Origin of the sequence: Pseudonocardia sp. ICBG1293 (assembly GCF_020131355.1) — a bacterium.
GTDB lineage: Bacteria > Actinomycetota > Actinomycetes > Mycobacteriales > Pseudonocardiaceae > Pseudonocardia.
The window spans coordinates 153,160-173,064 of the sequence record NZ_JAHLEL010000057.1 but is presented as its reverse complement, the minus strand read 5'-3'; the positions used below and the strand labels follow the sequence as shown (position 1 = coordinate 173,064).

21 protein-coding genes and 3 pseudogenes are annotated in these 19,905 nt (G+C 72.1%); 14 read left to right on the top strand and 10 right to left on the bottom strand.

The window, feature by feature from the left end:
* A pseudogene (locus KPF47_RS33710) lies at window positions 1-669 on the top strand (hypothetical protein); the annotation flags it as partial.
* Here KPF47_RS33710 and KPF47_RS33705 read toward each other — a convergent pair.
* Genes KPF47_RS33705 through KPF47_RS33695 form a run of 3 tightly spaced genes read right to left on the bottom strand, consistent with a single transcriptional unit; the run spans window position 593 to window position 2,567 of the window.
* Window positions 593-1,240, bottom strand: coding sequence for an RNA methyltransferase (locus KPF47_RS33705; RefSeq protein ID WP_224387608.1), 648 nt, complete (start codon window positions 1,238-1,240; stop codon window positions 593-595). The pseudogene KPF47_RS33710 and the gene KPF47_RS33705 overlap by 77 nt on opposite strands.
* A complete protein-coding gene (gene pyrE / locus KPF47_RS33700; protein ID WP_224387607.1) occupies window positions 1,237-1,797 on the bottom strand; it encodes an orotate phosphoribosyltransferase in 561 nt (186 codons plus the stop codon). The genes KPF47_RS33705 and pyrE overlap by 4 nt, the downstream gene beginning before the upstream one ends.
* Window positions 1,794-2,567 (bottom strand): SDR family oxidoreductase, encoded by a 774-nt coding sequence (locus KPF47_RS33695; RefSeq protein ID WP_224387606.1) that lies wholly within the window; start codon window positions 2,565-2,567, stop codon window positions 1,794-1,796. Before KPF47_RS33695 ends, pyrE begins: the two co-directional genes overlap by 4 nt.
* Before the next feature lie 152 nt (window positions 2,568-2,719).
* Here KPF47_RS33695 and KPF47_RS33690 point away from each other — a divergent pair, with 152 nt between their 5' ends.
* The gene (locus KPF47_RS33690) at window positions 2,720-4,318 is read left to right on the top strand and encodes an NAD(P)/FAD-dependent oxidoreductase (protein ID WP_224387605.1); all 1,599 of its coding nucleotides are present in this window, start codon (window positions 2,720-2,722) and stop codon (window positions 4,316-4,318) included.
* Here KPF47_RS33690 and KPF47_RS33685 read toward each other — a convergent pair.
* Window positions 4,315-5,316, bottom strand: a complete 1,002-nt coding sequence (locus tag KPF47_RS33685) for an adenosine deaminase (protein WP_224387604.1) — start codon at window positions 5,314-5,316, stop codon at window positions 4,315-4,317. The two genes, KPF47_RS33690 and KPF47_RS33685, sit on opposite strands and share 4 nt — an antisense overlap.
* Window positions 5,317-5,349: 33 nt before the next feature.
* Window positions 5,350-6,360, bottom strand: a complete 1,011-nt coding sequence (locus KPF47_RS33680; RefSeq protein ID WP_224387603.1) for an SDR family NAD(P)-dependent oxidoreductase — start codon at window positions 6,358-6,360, stop codon at window positions 5,350-5,352.
* A 92-nt stretch (window positions 6,361-6,452) separates the two neighbouring features.
* Here KPF47_RS33680 and KPF47_RS33675 point away from each other — a divergent pair, with 92 nt between their 5' ends.
* Together KPF47_RS33675 and KPF47_RS33670 are read left to right on the top strand one after the other, a co-directional pair.
* Complete coding sequence (locus KPF47_RS33675; protein ID WP_374108783.1) at window positions 6,453-7,676, top strand: IS701 family transposase; 1,224 nt, start codon at window positions 6,453-6,455, stop codon at window positions 7,674-7,676.
* A gap of 320 nt (window positions 7,677-7,996) precedes the next feature.
* The gene (locus tag KPF47_RS33670; RefSeq protein ID WP_224386382.1) at window positions 7,997-8,842 is read left to right on the top strand and encodes an IS5 family transposase; all 846 of its coding nucleotides are present in this window, start codon (window positions 7,997-7,999) and stop codon (window positions 8,840-8,842) included.
* Between the two features lie 31 nt (window positions 8,843-8,873).
* On the opposite strand, the gene KPF47_RS33665 is transcribed toward KPF47_RS33670, so the two are convergent.
* Entirely contained in the window at window positions 8,874-9,467 is a 594-nt protein-coding gene (locus tag KPF47_RS33665) for a plasmid pRiA4b ORF-3 family protein (RefSeq protein WP_224386178.1), read from the bottom strand.
* A 109-nt stretch (window positions 9,468-9,576) separates the two neighbouring features.
* Here KPF47_RS33665 and KPF47_RS33660 point away from each other — a divergent pair.
* The 3 genes and pseudogenes from KPF47_RS33660 to KPF47_RS33650 all read left to right on the top strand — a co-directional run.
* Window positions 9,577-10,113 (top strand): annotated as a pseudogene (locus KPF47_RS33660) (IS1634 family transposase); the annotation flags it as partial.
* A gap of 69 nt (window positions 10,114-10,182) precedes the next feature.
* Window positions 10,183-10,494 (top strand): transposase, encoded by a 312-nt coding sequence (locus KPF47_RS33655; protein WP_224388530.1) that lies wholly within the window; start codon window positions 10,183-10,185, stop codon window positions 10,492-10,494.
* The gene (locus KPF47_RS33650; protein ID WP_224388541.1) at window positions 10,491-11,387 is read left to right on the top strand and encodes an IS3 family transposase; all 897 of its coding nucleotides are present in this window, start codon (window positions 10,491-10,493) and stop codon (window positions 11,385-11,387) included. Before KPF47_RS33655 ends, KPF47_RS33650 begins: the two co-directional genes overlap by 4 nt.
* 30 nt (window positions 11,388-11,417) lie before the next feature.
* Here the strand turns inward: KPF47_RS33650 and KPF47_RS33645 are convergent.
* Window positions 11,418-12,002, bottom strand: a pseudogene (locus tag KPF47_RS33645) (IS5/IS1182 family transposase); the annotation flags it as partial.
* Between the two features lie 343 nt (window positions 12,003-12,345).
* On the opposite strand from KPF47_RS33645, the gene KPF47_RS33640 reads away from it, so the two are divergent.
* The 4 genes from KPF47_RS33640 to KPF47_RS33625 are packed head-to-tail and all read left to right on the top strand — an operon-like array spanning window position 12,346 to window position 14,729.
* Window positions 12,346-13,188 (top strand): IS5 family transposase, encoded by an 843-nt coding sequence (locus KPF47_RS33640; RefSeq protein WP_224386276.1) that lies wholly within the window; start codon window positions 12,346-12,348, stop codon window positions 13,186-13,188.
* Window positions 13,189-13,245: 57 nt separating this feature from the next.
* Window positions 13,246-13,494, top strand: coding sequence for a type II toxin-antitoxin system Phd/YefM family antitoxin (locus tag KPF47_RS33635; RefSeq protein ID WP_224392761.1), 249 nt, complete (start codon window positions 13,246-13,248; stop codon window positions 13,492-13,494).
* Window positions 13,478-13,861: a type II toxin-antitoxin system VapC family toxin gene (locus tag KPF47_RS33630; protein WP_224392760.1), complete on the top strand. Its 384-nt coding sequence runs from the start codon at window positions 13,478-13,480 to the stop codon at window positions 13,859-13,861. Before KPF47_RS33635 ends, KPF47_RS33630 begins: the two co-directional genes overlap by 17 nt.
* 13 nt (window positions 13,862-13,874) lie before the next feature.
* The gene (locus KPF47_RS33625; protein ID WP_224392759.1) at window positions 13,875-14,729 is read left to right on the top strand and encodes an alpha/beta fold hydrolase; all 855 of its coding nucleotides are present in this window, start codon (window positions 13,875-13,877) and stop codon (window positions 14,727-14,729) included.
* On the opposite strand, the gene KPF47_RS33620 is transcribed toward KPF47_RS33625, so the two are convergent.
* Complete coding sequence (locus tag KPF47_RS33620; RefSeq protein WP_224392758.1) at window positions 14,726-15,166, bottom strand: Rrf2 family transcriptional regulator; 441 nt, start codon at window positions 15,164-15,166, stop codon at window positions 14,726-14,728. The two genes, KPF47_RS33625 and KPF47_RS33620, sit on opposite strands and share 4 nt — an antisense overlap.
* Before the next feature lie 163 nt (window positions 15,167-15,329).
* On the opposite strand from KPF47_RS33620, the gene KPF47_RS33615 reads away from it, so the two are divergent.
* Window positions 15,330-16,454, top strand: a complete 1,125-nt coding sequence (locus KPF47_RS33615) for an NADH:flavin oxidoreductase (protein ID WP_224392757.1) — start codon at window positions 15,330-15,332, stop codon at window positions 16,452-16,454.
* Between the two features lie 9 nt (window positions 16,455-16,463).
* Here KPF47_RS33615 and pseI read toward each other — a convergent pair whose 3' ends face one another.
* Together pseI and KPF47_RS33605 are read right to left on the bottom strand one after the other, a co-directional pair.
* Entirely contained in the window at window positions 16,464-17,522 is a 1,059-nt protein-coding gene (pseI, locus tag KPF47_RS33610) for a pseudaminic acid synthase (RefSeq protein WP_224392756.1), read from the bottom strand.
* A 10-nt stretch (window positions 17,523-17,532) separates the two neighbouring features.
* Window positions 17,533-18,534 (bottom strand): putative sugar O-methyltransferase, encoded by a 1,002-nt coding sequence (locus tag KPF47_RS33605; RefSeq protein WP_224392755.1) that lies wholly within the window; start codon window positions 18,532-18,534, stop codon window positions 17,533-17,535.
* A 128-nt stretch (window positions 18,535-18,662) separates the two neighbouring features.
* Here KPF47_RS33605 and KPF47_RS33600 point away from each other — a divergent pair, with 128 nt between their 5' ends.
* Together KPF47_RS33600 and KPF47_RS33595 are read left to right on the top strand one after the other, a co-directional pair.
* Window positions 18,663-19,340, top strand: a complete 678-nt coding sequence (locus tag KPF47_RS33600; RefSeq protein ID WP_224392754.1) for a glycosyltransferase family 2 protein — start codon at window positions 18,663-18,665, stop codon at window positions 19,338-19,340.
* Window positions 19,337-19,816 carry a DUF2304 domain-containing protein gene (locus tag KPF47_RS33595; protein WP_224392753.1) on the top strand — a complete coding sequence of 160 codons (480 nt, stop codon included), beginning with the start codon at window positions 19,337-19,339 and terminating at the stop codon, window positions 19,814-19,816. Before KPF47_RS33600 ends, KPF47_RS33595 begins: the two co-directional genes overlap by 4 nt.
* Window positions 19,817-19,905 lie beyond the last annotated feature (89 nt).

The following is a 19,905-nucleotide window of genomic DNA, read 5'->3' as shown; positions in this document are numbered from 1 at the left end:
GCGGGCGTCGCGCGGATGGACCCGCGGCGCTACCTGACGTACTCGCTGATCGGCGGGGTCGCGTGGGCGGCGGGGGTGACGGTGCTGGGCTACTTCCTGGGGCAGTTCGCGTTCGTCCGCGAGCACATCGACCTCATCCTGATCGCGATCGTGCTGGTCTCGGTGCTGCCGATCGTGTTCGAGGTGCTCCGGGCGCGGGCCGCGTCCAGGCGCGGGGGCCCCGCGGGCCCGGTCGACGGCGTCGCCGGCGCCGCCACCGGTGCGGCCGCCGCCACCGTCGCCGGGCACCCGGCCGACGACGACCCGGCCGCCGCCACCATGCAGATGCCGGCCGTCGGGAACGGCCCGGCGCCGCAGGCCGGGCACCCCCGGGGCGGGCAGGCCCCGTACGTTCCGCAGTCCGGTCGTGCCCCGCAGCACGGCGGGGCCGCACCACAGCGCGGTGGCGCAGTGCCGCCGCACGGTCCCGGCCCGCAGAACGGTGCGGAGCCGCCCTACCGCCACACCACCGGCCGCCCCGCCATGCCGCCCGGCACGGCAACTGAGCATCGATCAGCACGTTTCCGCCCCGTCCGGGGCGGAAACGTGCTGATCACCAGGCGTCGGACAGGTCCGCGTGCTCCCGGATCCACGCGTGCATCACGATCCCGGAGGCCACACCGGCGTTGACCGACCGCGTCGAGCCGAACTGGGCGATCGACACCGCCAGGTCGGCGGCCTCACGCAGCTCCGGTGACAGGCCGGGGCCCTCGGCGCCGAACACGAGGACGCAGTCCCGCGGCAGCGACGTCCGCTCCAGCCGGGCCGCGCCCGGCACGTTGTCCACTGCGACCACGGCCAGGTCGTGCTCCTGCGCGAACGCGACCAGCCCGCCGGCGTCGGCGTGGTGGTGCAGTCGCAGATAGCGGTCGGTGACCATCGCGCCGCGACGGTTCCACCGGCGCCGCCCGACGATGTGCACACCGGCGACGCCGAACGCGTTCGCCGTGCGGACCACCGTGCCGATGTTGTGGTCGTGGCCGAGATTCTCGATCGCCACGTGGAACGGGTGCGCGCGGCGCTCCAGATCCGCCGCGACCGCCTCGCGGCGCCAGTAGCGGTAGCGGTCGACGACGTTGCGCCGGTCCCCCTGCTCCAGCAGCTCCGGGTCCCAGTGGTCGCCCCGCGGCCACGAGCCGGCCCACGGGCCGACCCCGACCTGCCCGGGGACCGACCACTCGCTGGGCCCGGGGTCGCTCATCCCAGCTGCAGGTCGGCCAACCCCAGCAGCGCGCGGTAGGGCACGCCCTCGGCCTCGACGGCCTGCCGGGCGCCGGTGTCGCGGTCGACGACGGTGCACACGCCGACCACGTCGGCGCCGGCCTCCAGCACCGAACGGACCGCGGTCAGGACCGACCCGCCGGTGGTGGAGGTGTCCTCGACGACGAGCACCGGACGACCGGTGATGTCCGGGCCCTCGATGAGCCGCTGCATGCCGTGCTTCTTCGTCTCCTTGCGGACGACGAAGGCGTCCACCGGGTCGGTGTCCGGCTCGGCCGCCGCCGCGTGCAGCACCGCCGTCGCGACCGGGTCCGCGCCCAGCGTCAGCCCGCCGACCGACCGGTAGGTCCAGTCCGCGGTGAGCTCGCGGAGCAGCCGTCCGATCAGCGGCGACGCCTCGTGGTGCAGCGTGACGCGGCGCAGGTCGATGTAGTAGTCGGCCTCCGCCCCGGAGGAGAGCGTGACCCGCTCGTGGACGACGGCGATCTCCCGGACCAGCGCGGCGAGCCGGGAGCGGTCGGTGTGTGCGGAGCTCATGTGCGATCCCTGTCGAACGTCGCCGTGATGCGTCGCAGGAGGCCGCGGGGCAGCACCCCGGTCACCCCCACGATCGCCTTGTACTGCGTGGAGGGCACCGAGACGACCCGGCCCCGGGCGAGGTCGGCGAGCGCCTCGTCGACGACCTGCGAGGCCTCCAGCCACAGCGGGCCGCGACGGGCGCCGACGTCGATGCCGGCCCGCTCGTGGAACTCGGTGCGCACGTAGCCGGGGCACAGCACCATCGCGCGCACGCCGGTGCCCTGCAGCGACGCGGCGACACCCTCGGTGAAGGAGATGACCCAGGCCTTGTCGGCCGGATAGGTGGACCCGCGCCCGGCCAGGAAGCCCGCCACGCTGGCCACGTTCAGCACCGCGCCGGTGCCGCGGTCCACCATCCCGGGCAGCGCGGCCCGGGTCAGCTCCAGCACGGCGGCCACGTTGACCTGCAGCTGGCGGGCCAGGTCGGCCGCGTCGAGGTCCAGGAACGAGGAGCCCAGCGCGAGCCCGGCGTTGTTGACGAGCAGGTCGACCGGCGCGACGTCGGGATCGGCGAGGCGGCGCACGACCCGGGCCCGCTGGTCCGGCTCCGACAGGTCGGCCGGCAGCACCTCGACCGCCACCCCGAGGTCGCGGTAACGCTGGGCGGCGGCCTGGAGACGGTCGGCGTCGCGCGCCACCAGCACGAGGTCGCGGCCGTCGGCGGCGAGCCGATCGGCGAACGCGGCCCCGATCCCCGACGACGCGCCCGTGATCATGACGGAGGGCACCCGGGGAGCGTAGTGCGTCCGCACCCGACCGGCGCAGGCGCGACGGTCACCGACGCGTCGGGTGTGACCCGTGCGACAGGGGTGTGCGGCGACCTCGTGAGACGGGCCGCTCTCGCGTGCCGCTGCATCACGAAGCCTTTACCGTCGAGCCCATGACGTCCGAGGCGCTGCCGATCCAGCGGCCGGTCGATCCCGCTTCCCCCGGCGCCTCCGACGCGCCGAGCGGCCCGTCGCCCCGTCACTCCAGGGTCGCCGTCGTCGGGGCGGGTTTCACCGGACTCGCCGTGGGCCTGGCCCTGCTGCGGCGGGGTGTGCACGACTTCGTCCTGCTGGAGCGGGCCGACGACGTCGGCGGGGTGTGGCGCGACAACACCTACCCCGGCGTCGGGGTCGACACGCCCTCGCCGCTCTACCAGCTGCGCGCCATGACCAACCCGGACTGGAGCGACCTCTACGCGCCCGGCCACGAGGTGCAGGACTACGCACGGCGGCTGGCCCGCTCGACCGGGCTGCTCGACCACGTCCGTTTCGACGCCGACGTGCTCTCCGCGCGCTGGGACCCCGTCGGCGCCCGCTGGCGGATCACGACGCCGTCCGGGGAGTTCACCGCGGACGTGCTGGTCAGCGCGGCCGGGCTGGTCGCCGACCCGAAGCTGCCCGACGTCGAGGGTCTCGCCGACTTCCCCGGGCCGGTGTTCCACTCCGCCCGCTGGGACCACGACGCACACCTCGCCGGTTCGCGCGTCGCGGTCGTCGGGACGGGGGCGACGGCGGTGCAGCTGGTGCCCGAGCTGCAGCCGCGCGTCGCCGAGCTGCACGTCCTGCAGCGCACCCCGGCCTGGATCCTGCCCAAGCCCGAGCGTCCGGTCGGCGAGCGCACCCGTCGTGCCCTGGCGGCGAACCCCCTGCTGTGCCGGATGCAGTTCGACGTCATCTACGTGGGTGCCGAGCTGCTCGCCGCCACCCGGCGCTCACGGCTGCTGCGCGAGGCGCTCACCCGCGTCGGCCGCAGGCACCTCGCGGCGCAGACCCCCGACCCGCGCCTGCGGGCCCGGCTGACCCCCGACTTCGACTACGCCTGCAAACGGCCGCTGGTCTCGAACGACTACCTGCCCGCGGTGAGCGCGCCGAACACGACGCTGCACACCGGCGGGCTCGCCCGGGTCGAGGGGCGGACCGTCGTCTCCGGCGACGGCAGCCGCGCGGAGGTCGACGCGATCGTGCTGACCACCGGGTTCGAGGTGGGGGCGACCGCACCGATCGCGCGCCGCATCCACGACGCGCACGGTCGCTCGCTGCACGACCACTGGGGCGCCTACCCGCGTGCCTACCTGGGAATGAGCTACCCCGGCTTCCCCAACCTGTTCCTCATGCAGGGCCCGAACGCCACCAGCGGGGCCAGCTCGACACTGCTGTTCTCCGAGGCGCAGGCGCGCTACGTCGCCGACGCCGTGTGCCGGATGGCGGCCGAGGGCATCCGCGCGCTCGACGTGAACCCCTCCGTCGAGGAGCGGTGGACCCGGCGGATCCGGCGCCGCTCGGCCCGCACCGTGTACGAGACCGGCGGCTGCGCGAGCTACTACCAGAACGACGAGGGCGTCAACGTCGTCATGTGGCCGGCGAACACCGCGGAGTACCAGCTGCGCACCCGGCGGTTCCGGCTGTCGCCGTTCGACGTCGAGCGGGGCCGGACCGGTGCCGGGCGCCCGCTGCATCCGTTGCGCCCGGTCCGGCTCGCCGCGACGGCCTAGCGGTCGGCGCCCCAGGCGTCGACCTCACCGATCAGGCGCTCCGTGGCCACGTCGTCGAGGAACGACGAGGTGAACGAGTTCGTGGCCAGCGTGCGGAGCTGCTCGTCGGTGAAGCCGAGTCCCTCGCGGACCGCGGCGTAGTTCGCGTCGGCGTACCCGCCGAAGTAGGCCGGGTCGTCGGAGTGCACCGACACGTTCAGCCCGGCCGCGAGCATCTCCGGCAGCGGGTGCAGCCCGATGCCGGGGACGCAGGCCAGCCGGACGTTGGACAGCGGGCAGACCGTCAGCGGGGTGCGCTCACGCACCAGGCGGGCGACCAGCGCGTCGTCCTCGATGGCGCGGATGCCGTGGTCGACCCGCAGCACCCCCAGCTCGTCGAGCGCCTCGGTGACGTAGCCGGCCGGCCCCTCCTCCCCGGCGTGCGCGACCGGCTTGAGCCCCAGCTCGCGGGCGCGGTCGAACACGGAGACGAACTTCGACGGCGGGTGCCCGACCTCGGCCGAGTCGAGCCCGACCCCGACGATCCGGTCCAGGTACGGCTCCGCCGCCCGCAGGGTCTGTTCGGCCTCGGCCGCCGACCGGTCGCGCAGGAAGCACAGGATCAGGCCCGCGGAGACCTCGCCCGCGTGGTGGTCGATCGCGTCGGTGAGGCCCCCGACGACGTCGCCGATCGGGACGCCGCGAGCGGTGTGCGCCTGCGGGTCGAAGAACATCTCGACGTGCCGGACGCCCTGCTCCGGGCAGGTCCGCAGGTACGCCGACGCGAGCTCGGCGAAGTCGTCGCGGGTCCGCAGGACGGCCATGTTGGCGTAGTAGACGTCGAGGAAGGACTGGAGGTCGGCGAAGTCGTAGGCGGCCCGCAGGTCCTCCACCGAGGCGTGCGGCAGCTCGACGTCGTGCCGGCGGGCCAGCTCGAACACGGTCTCGGGTTCGAGCGTGCCCTCGATGTGCAGGTGCAGCTCGGCCTTCGGCAGCGGCGGGGTCCCGGTGGTCGTCACCGGGACATCATCCCGCGCCGCTCCCGCGGTCGGTCAGGAGCTGGTGACCGTCGCCGTGGTGTGCGCGGAGTCCTGGTGGCTGCGCGAGCGGTCGCGGGCCGCGGCGGCGGCACGGGCGCGCTGCTGCGCGGTCCGCGTCGACCCGGCCGCCCAGTGCCGGCCGCAGTCGGTGGCCGCGGAGACCGCGCGGCCCGCTCCCGGGCGCGACGGCAGGTCGGGCAGCCGGACCGCGGTCCGTCCGGTCGCGCCGCCCAGCAGCTCCCCGGGTGAGGGCTGCGGAACGGAGCCGACCACGGTGGCCGGCGCGACGGGCGCCGTCACCGGAGCGGCCACCGGTGCGGGCGGCGTCCAGGTCGCGTCCGCGAGCAGCTCCACGCCGCGGCGGGCGGCACGGACCCCGGCCGAGACCGCACGCCGGCCCGCCATCGGGCGGCGCGGCTCGGCCTGCGGCTCGCTGACGACGACGCCGGCGTCGAGGTCGGCCAGGACGGCCTCGGCCGCCGCCGCGCCCCAGTACGCCCGGTCGTCGGCGCGGACGGCGACGACCCGCACCCCGCCGGCCAGCACGGTCGGGGCCAGCGCGGAGACGAAGGAGACCGCCCACTCGGTCGCGGGTCCGTCGGCCGGGGCGCAGGACCCGCCGAGGGCGACGATCCCGCCGGCGCGGCGGCGCAGCATGCCGGGGAGGGCGGCGTGGGTGAGGCGCATCGTCGCCGTCACGCCGAGACCGATCCGGGCCTGCTGCTCCTCGGGCGCGACCGAGGCGATGCCGGGTGCCTCGGACAACGCATCGTGGACCAGGACGTCCACGGCGGGCGCCTCGGGGCCGGTGAGGTAGGCCTCCAGGCGGAACAGGCCGTGCCGGGTACCGAGGTCGGCGACCAGGACGTCGGCCCGGACGCCGTACCGGACGGACAGCGCCCGGGCGGGATCGGCCACCCGGTCGGGGTCGCGGGTGACGAACAGGAGGTCGTGTCCGCGCGCGGCCAGTCGGTCGGCCAGTGCCGCGCCGAGACCCGAGCCGCCGCCGGTGATGAGAGCCATAGCCACACGATCAGGCTAGCGCTACCCGTTCGGCTTAGTACTCCAGCCGCAGTTTGTGATGTTGATGTGCGCTAAGCTTCGATCTTGTGCAGGTGGAGGAGGATCTCGAGGCGTGGGCCGGTGGCCTGGATGGGCTGTTCGGGCTGGTGGCGGGCCGGTTCTTCCGGACGGAACCGCGGCGTCGGGCGCGGGCGTATGTGCGGGGGTTGTTGGCGCCGTTGGCGGGGAAGAACGGGTGGACGCTGGCCGAGGTCGCCGGTGACACGACTCCGGATGGGATGCAGCGGCTGCTCAACTCCGCGACCTGGGATGTCGACGGTGTCCGTGATGACCTGCGGGATTACGTCGTCGAGCACCTCGGCGAGTCCGGTGGGGTGCTGATCGTCGATGAGACCGGGTTCCTGAAGAAGGGGACGAAGTCGGCGGGGGTGCAGCGCCAGTACTCGGGCACTGCCGGGCGGGTGGAGAACTGCCAGCTCGGAGTCTTCTGTGCCTATGCCACGAGCAAGGGCCGGACGTTGATCGACCGCGAGCTCTACCTGCCCAAGTCCTGGACCGGTGATCGGGAACGCTGCCGAGCCGCGGCGGTGCCTGAGGAGATCGAGTTCGCCACCAAGGCCACGCTGGCCAAGGAAATGCTCGGCCGTGCCCTCGATGCCGGGGTTCCCGCAGGATGGGTGACCGCGGACGAGGCATACGGGCAGGACTACAAGTTCCGCACCTGGTGCGAGCAGCGCCGGATCGGCTACGTCGTCGCGGTTCCGCGCAGCCAGTCCGTCCCGTTGTCCCTGGACGCCGACATCTGTCAGATCAGCGGCTCACGACGGGCCGACGACCTGGTCGCCCGCGCTCCCGGACGGGCGTGGAAGCGCCGCTCAGCCGGTCCGGGTGTGAAGGGAGAACGCTTCTACGACTGGGCCGTGGCCTCGCTGTATCCGCCCGAGAACGCCCCGGCCGGATGGGGCCGATGGCTACTGGTCCGACGTCAGATCCTCACCGACACACAGCTCTCCGCCGGCGAGGAGCCCGATCTGGCCTACTACCTGTGCGCCGGCCCGCCCGGCACCACCGACGACGACCTCATCCGCGTCGCCGGCACGCGGTGGGCGATCGAGGAGTGCTTCCAGACCGCGAAGAACGAGGTCGGGCTCGACCACTATCAAGTGCGGCGTTACGACGCCTGGTACCGCCACGTCACCCTGGCTATTCTCGCCCACGCCTACCTCTCGGTCACCGCGGCGATCGCCCCAAAAGACCTGATCACGGGCTCATCCCGCTCACCCTCGCCGAGATCCGACGTCTCCTGGCACCTCTGATCCACATTCCCACCCAGGCGCCGTGCTGGGCCTGGTCGACCTGGCGACGTCGCCACCAACACCGAGCCCGCGAAAGCCACTATCGACGACGAAGACAGCTCAGCTAACGAAGTGCGGCTGGAGTATTAGAGGTCGTTTCAGAACGACTTGTCGAGTTTCCATTGACCCCTCGACGACAGATCAAACGGCAGGTCAGATAGCCGCTTGTCGTCTACAACAGACACGTCGACCTCGTTCTGAAATGACCTCTTAGAGGTCGTTTCAGAAGTCGGCGTGTCGGTCCTGTGTGGATCGGCGCTGGTAGCTGATCATGTCCGGTCGTGGCGCGGCGATCTTGTGTCGAGCGATTGGTGAGCGACGAGCTGTGGGCGCTGGTGGAGCCGCTGCTGCCCAAGCCGCGCAAGCACAAGCGGGGACGGACAGGCCGTCCGCGGGTGCCGGATCGGGCCGCTCTGGCCGGGATCGTGTTCGTGCTCAAGACCGGGATCAGCTGGAACGCGCTGCCCGCCGAGCTCGGCTGTGGGTCCGGAGTGACCTGCTGGCGGCGGCTACGGCAGTGGCAGCAGGCCGGGGTCTGGGCCCAGCTGCACCGGGTGATGCTCGACCGCCTCGCCCAGCAGGGCCTGCTGGACTGGTCGCGGGCGGCGGTGGACAGCGTGAGCGTGCGGGCCAAGCGCCGCGGCGAGGCCACCGGGCCCTCGCCGACCGATCGCGGGAAGGCGGGCAGCAAGTACCACGTGCTCTGCGACCGAGGCGGGCTCCCGCTGCATGCGCTGGTCACCGGGGCGAACGCCCACGACAGTCGGATGCTCGCCCCGCTGCTGGACACCAACCCCGGCGTCCGCGAACGGGCGGGACAGCCGGGGCGTCCGCGACGTCGGCCGGACAAGGTGCACGCCGACAAGGGCTACGACTATCCCCGCTGCCGCCGCTACCTGAGTGGGCGTGGGATCGGGGTGCGGATCGCCCGGCGCGGGATCGAGGACTCCACCCGGCTCGGGCGGGTCCGCTGGGTCGTCGAGCGCACCATGTCCTGGCTGCTGGACTTCCGCCGCCTCGCGCTGCGCTACGACCGCGCCGAATCCACGATCACCGCGCTGTTATCGCTGGCCTGCGCCCTGATCTGCCACCGCCGCCTCACCAAGCCGAAGCCGAAGCCGAAGTGATGGTCGACCCAGCCCTCGCTGAGGCACTCGCCTACGAGGTCGGGGCCAGCGGCCGCCAGGCCAGCCACTCCAAGGCCCGGTCGGCCTCGTCAGGGTCGAAGCGGTGCGGGTCGAACGGCCCGCCCGCCCACTCCAGGCGCTCGGCGCGGTCGGGATGGTCAGGGTCGGCGAGCACGGCCTGGAAGTCCTCATACCCCCCGATCCCGCCGACGTCCTCGGGCGGGCACGCCCCCTGCCCGGCGACGCATCGCGGATAGCACACTCCCGGCTCGACGGCCGCGACCGCCTCGACGGTGATCTCGTGGGCCCAGTTGTCACCGAAGTCGTAGACGTAACCGAACCGGTCACCAGCCTTGACCAGCCGAAACAGCTTCTCTTTCGTCTCGTCGGCGACATCCTGTCCGGGCCAGTCCGGGTCTGGGATCCCGTAGCGGCGCCCGACGATCTCGAACTCGTGCAGATGAGAGTTCGTCCAGCCCATCACTGACTGCACCACCTCGTGTAACACCGCCAAGTCGACCTCGCCCGGCACCTGCACCCGACGCCGGACCGCCGGCACCACCTCGGTCAGGACGATCTCCAACTCGAAAATCTTCGTCTTCTCAGACACACGAGGCGCGACCATCAGCCGATGCTGCCAGCCCCGCCGTCACCGGCAGAACCGGGCCCACCACTTCTGAAACGACGTCTAAACGAGGGTTCGTAGGCTCGGGTCTGTGGCGTACGTGCGCACGGTGCGGACCGGGTCGGGAGCGACTGCGGTCCAGATCGTGCACGGCTCACGGGCTGGCTCCCGCGATATCGAGCACCTGGGCTCCGCCCACGACCCGGACGCGGTCGAAGCGCTCAAGGCTGCGGCCCGCCAGCGCCTGGCCGGTGGACAGGGCGAGCTGGAACTCGACCTGGGCGAGGCCGGTGCTGCTGTGGCGGCGGCGAGTGGATCGGGGCCGTTGCCGATCGCCTCCTCGCGGATGACTCCGCTGTGGGACGCGCTCAACGCGGCCTACGGCCAGCTCGGTTTTGACGTTGCGACCAGCGGCGATGAGGTGTTCTGTCACCTGGTGCTGGCGCGGATCATCGAGGCGACCAGCAAGCTCGACAGCCTGCGTGTCCTGGCCGAGGCGGGTGTCGAGACCGTCTCCTATGCCACGGTGAAACGCCGTTTGCAGCGCTATGCCGACGACAGCTGGCGGCGTGGGCTGGCCGCGGCCTGCGCCGCGCATGCGGCGCTGGGGCCGGCGTCGTTGGTGCTCTACGACGTCTCGACGCTTGAGGTTCCCCCGCTTTGCCGGAGTGTCTGAACACTGGTTCGATCTTGAGGGCCAGGAAGGAAGGCACTGGTGCCCGCACCGAAAAAGTACCCCGATGAGCTGCGCGAACGAGCGGTTCGGCTGTATCGGGAGTCCGACCCTCGCCCGACGTTCCGGGGGCTCGCCGAGCAGCTCGGGGTGCATCACGAGGCCCTGCGCAACTGGGTCCGTCAGGCCGAGGCAGACACCGGCGAGCGCCATGATCGGCCGTCGACCGACATGCTCGCCGAGAACCGCCGGCTCGCGCGGGAGAACGCTGAGCTGCGGCGGGTCAACGAGGTCCTGCGCGCGGCGAGCGCCTATTTCGCCAGCGAGATCGGCCCGACCCGGAGGAAATCATGAGCTTCGTCGATGCCCATGATTTCCCCGCCGGTCTCGTACTACGGGTCCTGAACATCGCGGCCTCGACCTACTACGACTGGCGCGCCCGCCGCGCGAACCCCTCTCAGCGGCAGCTCGACGACGCCGTCCTGCTTGAGCAGATCGTGAAGATCCGCTCGGTGAGCGAGTTCGCCACCACCTACGGATCCCCGCGGGTGTGGCTGGAGCTGCGCCGCCAGGGCGTGCACGTCGGGCGCAAGCGCGTCGCTCGGATCATGCGCGAGCACGGCCTTCAGGGCGCGCACCTGCGTCGCGGCTGGAAGGGCGGCTCGACCCGGCAGAATCCGGCCCACCGCCCGGCGCCGGACCTGCTCGAACGCGACTTCACCGCGACCGCGCCCAACCGGGTGTGGGTGGCGGACCTGACTCGCATCGTCACCGGTGAGGGCGTGTTGTGGCTGGCCTCGGTGCGGGACGCGTTCTCCAACCGGGTCGTCGGCTGGGCCACCGACCCGCGAGCCACGACGGTGCTGGTGCTGACCGCGCTCAACCACGCGCTGCGCTCCCGGAGCCTGCGTCCCGGTCAGTTGATCTTTCACAGCGACAAGGGGGCCCAATACACGGCACTGCGATTCACTCAGCGCCTGGTCGACGCGGGTGTCGCCCCGTCGACAGGGTCCACAGGGGACAGCTATGACAACGCCCTCGCCGAGAACCTGTGGTCCACGCTCAAGATCGAGCTGCTCTACTGGCCCGGGACGGGCTTCGCGACCCGCTGCGAGGCCGAGCATGCGCTGATCCGCTACCTCGACGGCTGGTACAACCCGCGCCGGATCCAGGCCCGCCTCGGAGGGCTCTCACCCGACGAGTACGAAGACGACTATCGTCGCGCCCAGCGCGACGCCGACAGGTAACCCGCACTCCGGCAAACCGGGGGAAGCTCAGGTCTTGCCTGAGTCATAGCCCCGGTCCAGGTGCAGGCACGGTCGCTCGGGCAGCGGCCCGATCATGTCGTAGATCCCGATCAGGGTCGGTTTCAGCAACGGCGAGTCGTGGTCATTGGCGCGGGCGCTGATCAGGTGCAGCGGGATCCCCGCACCGTCGCAGACCACGGAGCGTTTGGTGCCCTGTTTGCCCCGGTCGACCGGGTTACAGCCGGCGACCTCGCCACCGCAGGGAGCCTTGGTGATCGCTCCGTCGGCAGACAGATCGTCGAGGTCGAGACCGATCATCTAGTCATAGCCGGCCAGCGCGGCCCGAAGGACCTGCTCCCCGACGCCGGCGGCGGCCCACTGGGCGAGACGGCGGCGGATCGTGCGGTCCGAGCAGCCGGGGGTGGCAATGCGTTCGTAGCCGCTGCCGTGCACCAACGCCGCGAGCACGTGCTCGAACACCAGGCGGTCGGGGATACGGCGGCGGTGACATCCCCACGGATGGGCCGGGTCGAACTCCGGGCGCCGCTCTGCCTCGATCAGGGCAGCGAACTCGACCCAGAGGGGGTCGATCAGCGATTCTGGCAATAGAGGCACGGACCCTCCAGGCGACCATCAGGACATCAGCAATCCCATGATCACTTGCAGGTCCGTGTCTCTACCAACACCGACACACGGCCACCTCTACTGCCGGACGCTCTAAGAGGTCGTTTCAGAACGACTTGTCGAGTTTCCATTGACCCCTCGACGACAGATCAAACGGCAGGTCAGATAGCCGCTTGTCGTCTACAACAGACACGTCGACCTCGTTCTGAAATGACCTCTAAGAGGTCGCGCGGATTGGTCACAGCTTGGCCGCGGTCGAGTGTCTGGGGGCGAGGGCGGGTACGGGCCTGCCGATCATGAAGTTATCTACGCTTCGTGATCGTCTGGAGGCCGCGTGCCCACCCTGCCATCATGGCTGACCGAGCCGTTGTGGGACCAGTTCACCGCGCTGCTGCCTCATCGAGACGAGTTCGATCCCACCCATCCGCTGGGCTGCCATCGCCGCCGGATCGCGGATCGGATCGTGTTCGACAAGCTCCTGCAGGTACTGCGGTTCGGCTGCTCGTATGAGGGCATCGCTGACAGCACCTGCTCGGCGACCACCATCCGCGATCGTCGTGACGAGTGGATCAGGCTCGGGGTCTTCGCCCAGCTGCGTCGGATCGTCCTGGACGCCTACGACCGCATCGTCGGTCTGCTGCTGCACGACATCGCCGTCGATGGCGCCATCACCAAGGCCCCCGGCGGCGGCGAGGTCGCCGGTCCGTCGCCGGTGGACCGGCGCAAACAGGGTATGAAACGTTCGGTGCTCGTCGAGGGATACGGCATCCCGCTGGGCCGAGTCCTGGCCGGAGCCAACCGGCACGACTCCCCGCTACTGGGCCCCACCCTCGACCGCCTCGATGCTCTCGGCCCGCTGCCCGACGACATCACCGTGCACCTCGACGCCGGCTATGACTCCGGCAAGACCCGCGACACGCTGGCCGAACGAGGCCTGCACGGCGAGATCGCGCACAAGGGTGAGAAAGCGCCGATCCAGGCCACCCGCCGCTGGCACGTCGAGCGGACCAACGCTTGGCACAACAGCTTCAACCGGCTGCAGCGCTGCTACGAACGACGAGAAATCGTCGTCGACGCGTTCTTCGACCTCGCCGACACGATCGTCACACTCCGTAGCTTGATTCGGCAGGCCTGGACCACACACCGCTGGAACGCCCGACCTGCACGACGTCCATGATCACCAACCAATCCGCGCGACCTCTAAGCTGGACCAGGTCCGACGGACGGAGACACCGTGACCGCCGAGTTCAACATCCACGAGGCCAAGACCCACCTGTCCCGACTGCTGGAGCGCGTCGCCGCGGGCGAACACATCGTCATCTCCCGCGCCGGCACGCCCGTGGCGGACCTGGTGCCGCACCAGCGCCGGACCGTGCGCCTGGGCGGGCTCCGCGACGGCGTCCGCTACGACGACGCCGACTTCGAGGGCGTCGACCAGGACATCCAGGCCATGTTCTACGGCGACGATGCTGCTCCTCGATAGCCAGGCCCTGCTGTGGGTCCTCACCGACAGCGAACGGCTCGGCCCGAAGGCCCGCGAGATCGTCGGGACCGCGACCGCGGTCCACGTCTCGGCGGCATCGGTCTGGGAACTCACCGTCAAGGCCATGCTGGGAAAGCTCGACGTCCCGGCCGGGCTCCCGGAGCTGCTGGAGGAGCAGGGGCTGGTCGTCCTGGACGTGACGGCCACCCACGCCGAGGGCCTGCGTGCCTTCCCCGAGCTCGTCCGCCACGACCCGTTCGACCGGCTCATCATCGCCCAGGCGGACCAGGACGGCATGCAGCTGCTCACCGCGGACCGGGTACTGCTCGGGCTCGGACGGAGCTTCGTCGTCGACGCGACCCGCTGACCGGGAGGACCCGATGACCGCCCTGCGCGACCACGTGATCCCCCGCCCGGAGGGCGACCTGCACGTCCACCTCGCGGGCGACGCCGGCCCCCCGGTGCTGCTGCTGTCCGGCGCCGGCCTGGACAACGCGCTGCTCAGCTGGCGTCACCTGATCCCCGACCTCGCGCGCGACCACCGCGTCGTCGCCCCGGACTGGCCGAAGCAGGGCCGCAGCCGCCCGTGGCACGGCCGGGCGACCCACGACGTGCTGCTGCGCACGGTCGTCGACGTGCTGGACGACCTCGGCATCGAGCGGGCCGCCGTCGTCGGGCTCTCCCAGGGCGGCGCGCTCGCGCTGGCCACCGCGATCGAGCACCCCGACCGGGTGGACCGCGTCGTGGCGCTCGCCCCGGCCGGGACGCTCGACTTCCCGCCCGGGCTGCACCAGCTGCTGTGGCTGACCGCGCGGGTGCCGCTGCTGTCGCGGACCCTGCCGAACCTGGCCTTCCGCAGCCGGTCCGTGGTCACCGCGTTCACCCGCCGGGCCCTGTTCGGCGACGCCGACCGGGTCCCCGACCTGGACGACGTCGTCGACGCCGTCCTCGCCGAGGCCCGGTCGGGGAACGCGGGCAGCTCGGACTGGCAGAACGACTCGATCGGGTTCCGCCGGATGCGGGTCGACCTGCGGCCGCGCCTGCCCGACATCCGGTGCCCCACGCTGTTCCTGCAGGGCGACCGGGACGCCGGCGTGCCCGTCGCGACCACCCGCGCGGCCGCCGCGGCCGTGCCCGGCGCCCGCTTCGTACTGCTGCCCGGACGCGGCCGCTGGTCCGCCCGCGAGTCGCCGGACGAGGTGAACACGCTGGTCCGGGACTTCCTGGACGGCTAGCGCGCCGCGCGCTCCAGGCCGCGCATCTCGCGCAGCGCGTCGGCCAGCGTCCGCCCCTCCAGCGACGCCTGCACCGCCCGCTCCACGTCCGCGGTCAGCACGGCGAAGTACGCCGCGGCGTGCGGGGTGACCGGGCAGACGTGCTCGGTCTCCGGGCTGCACGCCCAGAGCGGCTTCTCCCCGACCGCACAGCGGTGGATCTCCGCCAGGGTGATCTCCCCGGCCGGACGGGCCAGCCGGGCACCACCGCTGCGCCCCCTCGTCGACTCGACCAGGCCCCCCGCCCCGAGCGGCACGAGCAGCTTGCGCACCAGGCTCGGGTTCGTCCCGAGGGTCTCGGCGAGCCGCCCCGAGCTGACGGTCGCCCCGTCGCCCTCCGCGGCCGCGGCCAGGTAGAGCATCGCCTGCAGGGCACGGGAGAACCGGATGTCCAGCACGACGTCACCTCCCCGGTCGGAGCGCCAGCGTACCCGCCCGGACGAAAAGGGGATGGTCACTGTTGCAGTGCGCGGCTCCATCTGTATCTTTGACCAGAACGATTCTACGCCTCCGCCCGGACCCGCCGACGTGCCTGGACGGCTCACCCCTCTGGAGTGCCTCGTGTCCACCCGTGCCGCACGGCTGCTCGGCCGTCCGTACTCGCTCGGCTCCGCCCAGCTGGCCAACCGCATCGTCATGGCCCCGATGACCCGGGCCTTCTCCCCCGGCGGCGTCCCCGGCGACGACGTCGCCGCCTACTACGCGCGGCGCGCCGCCGCCGGGACCGGGCTGATCATCACCGAGGGGACCTACGTCGACGACCCGTCCGCGGGCGACGTCGCGTCGGTCCCGCACTTCCACGGCGAGGCGTCGCTGGCCGGGTGGGCGAAGGTCGTCGAGTCGGTGCACGGGGCGGGCGGCCGGATCATGCCGCAGCTCTGGCACGTCGGCATCACCCGCGAGGCCGGGAAGCCGCCGTTCCCCGAGGCACCGTCGGTCGGCCCGTCGGGGATCGCGCTCGACGGCACCGAGGGCGCCGGGCAGGCGCTGGACCTCGCCGGGATCGACCGGATCGTCGGCGCGTTCGCCGAGGCGGCGGCCCAGGCCGAGCGGATCGGCTTCGACGGCGTCGAGCTGCACGGCGCGCACGGCTACCTGATCGACGAGTTCCTGTGGGAGCGCACCAACCGCCGCACCGACGGCTACGGCGGCGGCCGGACCGAGCGCGCCCGCTTCGCCGCCGAGATCGTCGCGGCGGTCCGCGAGCGCGTCGCGCCCGACTACCCGGTCGTGTTCCGCTTCTCCCAGTGCAAGGGCAGCCTCTACGACGCGCGTCTCGCCGCCACCCCCGACGAGCTGACCGAGGTGCTGACCCCGCTCGCCGACGCCGGGGTGACCGCGTTCCACGCGTCCGGGCGCCGTTACTGGGAGCCGGAGTTCCCCGACGCCGACGCCGAGCTCAACATCGCCGGGTGGGCCCGCAAGGTCACCGGGCTGCCGACGATCACCGTCGGCTCGATCGGCCTGGACCAGGTCTTCGACCCGGCGATGTTCGCCGGCGGCGACGCCCACGCCGACGTCAGCGGTGTCGAGAAGCTGCTCGACCGGCTGGAGGACGACGAGTTCGACCTCGTCGCCGTCGGCCGCGCGCTGCTCGCCGACCCCGAGTGGGGCCGTAAGGTCCTCGAGGGCCGCGAGTCCGACCTGGTGCCCTTCACCAAGGCGGCGCTGGGCACCCTGCACTGAGCGGGTCGCTCAGATCAGGTCCCAGGTCAGCGGGGTGCCGCGGGCCACGTCGCGGGTGAAGGTCCGGCCGAGCACGGTGCCGATCGTGTCGGTGTGCAGGCCACCGGCCGGCCGGATCGACCGCACGGTGTCCGCGGTGACCTCGTCACCGGCGGCGACGTCGGCGACCACCCACAACGACCGGCGCAGCGCGAGGGTGTCGCGCTCGGACTCGCGCGGGCCGAACCGGGCCGGGCCCATCGCCCGCCGGGCGACGTCGGTCTCGGTGACCAGCGACGCCAGCTCGGCCGGTTCGAGCGAGAAGTCGGAGTCGACGCCGCCGTCGGCGCGCTGCAGTGTCACGTGCTTCTCGATCGCGACCGCGCCGAGCGCGACCGCGGCGACCGGGACGCCGATGCCCGGGGTGTGGTCGGACAGCCCGATCGGCACGCCGAAGGCCTCGCGCAGCGCCGGGATCGTCTGCAGGTTCGCGTCGACCGGGTCCGCCGGGTACGACGCCGTGCAGGCCAGCAGCACGATCTGCGTGGCGCCGCCCTCGCGGGCTGCCGCGACGGCGGCGTCGATCTCGGCCAGCGTCGCCATCCCGGTGGAGATCACCATCGGCTTGCCGGTGGCGGCCATCGCCCGGATCAGCGGGAGGTCGACGAGCTCGGCCGAGGCCACCTTGTAGGCGGGCGCGTCCAGGGACTCCAGGAGCTCGATCGCGGTGGGGTCGAACGGCGAGGAGAACGGCACGAGGCCGTGCTCGCGGGCGCGGGCGAACAGCGGCTCGTGCCACTCCCACGGCGTGTGCGCCTGCTCGTAGAGCTGGTAGAGGTTCCGCCCGCCCCACAGCCCGTGGTCGTCGCGGATCCGGAAGGCGGGGCCGTCGGCGTCGATGGTGATCGTGTCGGCCCGGTAGGTCTGGAACTTCACCGCCTGCGCCCCGGTCCCGGCGATCGCGTCGACGATCTCCAGCGCCCGCTCCAGCGAGCCGTTGTGGTTGCCGGAGACCTCGGCGATGACGAACGGTCGCTCGCCGGGGCCCACGCGGTGGCCGCCGATCTCGATCGGGTCCGGGGTGCGCATGCGCGTCACCCTACGAGCGCCGCGCGAGCACCATCACCTCGGACACCGTGCCCTCGGAGTCCTGGCCGTAGAGCCCGGCGTCGGAGTCGACGAGCTCGTAGCGGTCGAACATCTCCAGGTAGCGGTGGCGCAGCATGGGCTCGCGCACGTTCGGCTTGCCGGTCGGGGAGTTGCGCAGCAGCAGCCAGCGGGCGCCCAGGTCGGTGACCAGGCCCGCGTAGTTCGCCACGACCTCGGGCTCCATCTCCTGGAAGGAGATGAAGTTGGCGAACAGGTCGACGGTCCCGGTGAGCCGGGGCAGCTGCCAGGAGCAGAGCACCGTCGCCGGCTGCTCCAGCTCGTCGATCACGATCTTCTCGCGCTCGCGGGTGGCGGCGTAGTCCAGGACCTTCTCCGGCCCGAGCGCCTCGCGCAGGTAGTGCGTGGCGACGGCGGCGACCGGCGGGATGTCGACGTCGATGTAGCGGAGCCCGGGGTTGCCCGCGAGCAGGATCTCCCCGAGCGTGCCGAACCCGCCGCCGATCTCCAGCACGGTCGAGACGTCGAGGTCCGGCACCGCGCGCTTGAGCATGACCAGCCCGCGCAGGTAGTTCAGCGACGACCGGCTGAACCGGCGGCCGTCGAACTCCAGCTGCTCGGCCGGGGCGCCCGCGGTCGACTCGCTGAACCCGGTGAGCGACGGCGACCGGTCCGCCGGCTCGAGCGCGGCGACCGTCGCGTGGTGGGCCCGGGCGACGGGCACCTGGTCGATCCGCTCGCGCAGCAGGGTCCCGGGGCCGCCCGCCATGCCGAAGGCCCGCGACAGGGCGGCCGCCGGACGCGACACCGGTGCGTACTGCGGGGCGTAGAAGTAGGTGGCCGAGGGGTGCCTGCGGAACTCGGCGAACCCGCGTTCCCGCAGGTCGGCGACCACCTTCTCCAGACCGGTCCGCCAGAAGTCGGTCGGCCGGTACAGCTCCGGCGCGCTGTCCAGGTCGGCCAGCATCAGCTCGAGCAGGGTCCTCGGGTCCATGTGACGAACGGTACGGATCATCACCTTCGACCCGATCGTGACCCACCGTCGCACGGCCCCGGTCGGCGGACCGATAGCCTCCGGGGTGCGGCTGTCGACGGCCGCGGGTCAGGGACGAGGGAGTGGACGTGGTCGCCGACACCGGCACCTGGGTGGTGGTCCCCGTGTACAACGAGGACACCGTCATCGCCGACGTCGTCGCGGAGATCCGCACGATCTTCCCGAACGTCGTGTGCGTCGACGACGGCAGCCGCGACTCCTCCGCCGAACGCATCGCCGGCACCGACGCGCACCTGGTGCGGCACCCGATCAACCTCGGGCAGGGTGCGTCGCTGCAGACCGGGATCGACTACGCCCTGCTCCGGGGCGCGGAGCGGATCGTCACCTTCGACGCCGACGGCCAGCACGACGTCGGCGACGCCGCACGGATGGCCGCGATCCTGCGCAGCGGCGAGGCCGACGTCGTCCTCGGGTCGCGTTTCCTGGAGTCGACCGAGCCGGTCCCGCCGCTGAAGCGGCTGGTGCTGCGCACCGTCGCGGCGCTGTCCCCGGCCAGCCGCAAGCTCAAGCTGACCGACGCCCACAACGGGCTGCGGGCCATGAACCGGGCGGTCGCGCAGGACCTGCGGATCACCATGAACGGGATGGCCCACGCGTCGGAGATCGTCGCGTCGCTGGCCCGGTCGTCGTGGCGGATCCGCGAGGTCCCGGTCACGATCCGCTACACCGAGTACTCACGATCCAAGGGTCAGTCGCTGTTCAACGGGGTGAACATCCTGTTCGACCTGTCGGTACGGCAGCGATGACCCAGGAGGCGAACACCGTGATCCTGCAGATCCTGCTCCTGGCCGCCGCGGTCGGCGCGCTCGTCTACTTCGTGCGCAGCGGCCAGAGCGTCGGCGTGCGGGCGAGCAAGCGGATCGCCTTCGGCGCGTTCATCGTGCTGAACGTCTACGCGGTCCTGCGCCCCGACGACCTGACCTACGTGGCCCGGGCGGTGGGGATCGGCCGTGGCACCGACCTGCTGGTCTACCTGCTCGTGGTCGCCTTCGTGTTCGGCATGCTGAACACCTACCTGCGGGACCGGGAGATCAGCCAGCACCTGACGAACCTGGCCCGGCAGATCGCCGTCCGGGACGCGGAGCTGTCCCGGCGGGAGAACGACCTGGAGCAGCGGCTGACCGCCCTGGAGGAGCGTGCGGCCGGGACCAACGGGCACCGGGCCGCCGTCACCGGGCCCGACGCCGACGAGCTCGGGACGGCCCGCACCACCGGGACCTGAGCCACGGTCGGCGCGGGTCACGATCCGATCGCGGACGGTGACACGACGACCGTGTGGCCCGACCCGCGGCGACACCCTCGTAGGCTGCG

Bases quoted from the DNA above. Each gene is read 5' to 3' on its own strand.
- pseI (WP_224392756.1), bottom strand. From the start codon at position 17,522: ATGCGCACCCCGGACCCGATCGAGATCGGCGGCCACCGCGTGGGCCCC.
- KPF47_RS33650 (WP_224388541.1), top strand. From the start codon at position 10,491: ATGAGCTTCGTCGATGCCCATGATTTCCCCGCCGGTCTCGTACTACGG.
- KPF47_RS33630 (WP_224392760.1), top strand. From the start codon at position 13,478: ATGCTGCTCCTCGATAGCCAGGCCCTGCTGTGGGTCCTCACCGACAGC.
- pyrE (WP_224387607.1), bottom strand. From the start codon at position 1,797: ATGAGCTCCGCACACACCGACCGCTCCCGGCTCGCCGCGCTGGTCCGG.
- KPF47_RS33690 (WP_224387605.1), top strand. From the start codon at position 2,720: ATGACGTCCGAGGCGCTGCCGATCCAGCGGCCGGTCGATCCCGCTTCC.
- KPF47_RS33605 (WP_224392755.1), bottom strand. From the start codon at position 18,534: ATGGACCCGAGGACCCTGCTCGAGCTGATGCTGGCCGACCTGGACAGC.
- KPF47_RS33595 (WP_224392753.1), top strand. From the start codon at position 19,337: ATGACCCAGGAGGCGAACACCGTGATCCTGCAGATCCTGCTCCTGGCC.
- KPF47_RS33665 (WP_224386178.1), bottom strand. From the start codon at position 9,467: ATGGTCGCGCCTCGTGTGTCTGAGAAGACGAAGATTTTCGAGTTGGAG.
- KPF47_RS33680 (WP_224387603.1), bottom strand. From the start codon at position 6,360: ATGGCTCTCATCACCGGCGGCGGCTCGGGTCTCGGCGCGGCACTGGCC.
- KPF47_RS33705 (WP_224387608.1), bottom strand. From the start codon at position 1,240: ATGAGCGACCCCGGGCCCAGCGAGTGGTCGGTCCCCGGGCAGGTCGGG.
- KPF47_RS33625 (WP_224392759.1), top strand. From the start codon at position 13,875: ATGACCGCCCTGCGCGACCACGTGATCCCCCGCCCGGAGGGCGACCTG.